This window comes from Komagataeibacter xylinus NBRC 15237 (assembly GCF_001571345.1).
GTDB lineage: Bacteria > Pseudomonadota > Alphaproteobacteria > Acetobacterales > Acetobacteraceae > Komagataeibacter > Komagataeibacter xylinus.
Window position 1 is genome coordinate 1 of record NZ_BCTP01000125.1, and the last position, 1,329, is coordinate 1,329.

At 60.0% G+C, this 1,329-nt stretch carries 1 protein-coding gene; it reads right to left on the minus strand.

Going from position 1 to position 1,329, the window contains the following annotated elements:
• Window positions 1–52 precede the first annotated feature (52 nt).
• A complete protein-coding gene (locus GXY01S_RS16690; RefSeq protein ID WP_061276891.1) occupies window positions 53–1,267 on the minus strand; it encodes an IS256 family transposase in 1,215 nt (404 codons plus the stop codon).
• Window positions 1,268–1,329 lie beyond the last annotated feature (62 nt).

Below are 1,329 nucleotides of genomic sequence, written 5' to 3' on the forward strand. Positions count from 1 at the left end.
GGGAGTGTCCTGAAGTCTGTGTATCTGGCCTGGCCCATGGGTTTTCAGATACTCAAGCGGCGAAGCGCTCGCCGAACATTATGGCGAACTGGTTGCGGGCTGCAAACCATTCCCGAACATTCCGCCCGTCTTTCTCGAAGCTGCGGATCGCCAGGTAGATCAGCTTCGTTGCGGCATCGTCGGTCGGGAACGAACCGCGCGTCTTGATCGATTTGCGGATGACCCGGTTCAGGCTCTCGATGGCGTTCGTAGTGTATATGATCTTGCGGATCGCCGGATCGAAGGCAAAAAACGGGATCACTTCTGGCCATGCCCGGCGCCATGCCGGGGCGATCGACGCGTATTTCCCGGCCCATTTCTCCTCGAACGCATCGAGCTCTGCGGCCGCCATGTCAGCGGTCGCCGCCCCGTAGATCCGGCGCAGGTCGGCAGCCACGGCCTTGCGGTCCTTCCATGAGCAGAAGTTCAGGCTGTGGCGCACCAGGTGAACAATACAGGTCTGAACCATCGCCTCGGGAAAGGCGGCGGTGATGGCCTCGGGAAAGCCTTTCAGCCCGTCCACGACCGCGATCAGGATGTCCTGGATGCCCCGGTTCTTCAACTCGTTCATGACCGAAAGCCAGAATTTGGCGCCTTCATTCTCGGCGATCCAGAGCCCCAGAACCTCGCGCACTCCCTCGCGGGTGACACCGAGAGCAACGTAAACCGCCTTGTTTTTAACGGTCCGGCTGTCAGCATCGCGGATCTTTACCCGAAGGGCATCGAAGATCACGATGGGATACATCCGATCCAGCGCCCGGCCCTGCCACTCCCGGACCTCGTCCAGCACGGCATCGGTGACGCGGCTGATCAGGTCGGGAGAGACCTTCAGGCCATAAAGATCAAGCAGATGGGTCTGGATGTCCCGGACCGTCAGACCGGCGGCATAGAGACCGATGATCCTGTCGTCGATCCCGTCGATCCGGGTCTGGCCCTTCTTTATAAGCTCCGGCTCAAAGCTGCTGTCGCGGTCGCGCGGCACCGTCACCGGAAAGGCGCCGTCCTGGCCTTTCAGCACCTTGGTCGTGGAGCCATTCCGCCGGTTCGACTGGCCCGGCGGGGCAGCCTTGCCTTCCTCATAGCCCAGATGCGCGCTCAACTCTGCACCCAGCATACGCTCCATGAGCCGAATTTTCAGCTCCTTCAGCAACCCGCTGTCTCCGAGCAGGTCTTCAGGACGCTTCACGCCCGTCAGCAATTCGTCCAGGAGTTCCTTCGAGATGGTCATTCATACTTCCTTTCGGTGAAGTATGGACCAGATCAATTATACACAGAAGATCGGACACTCTC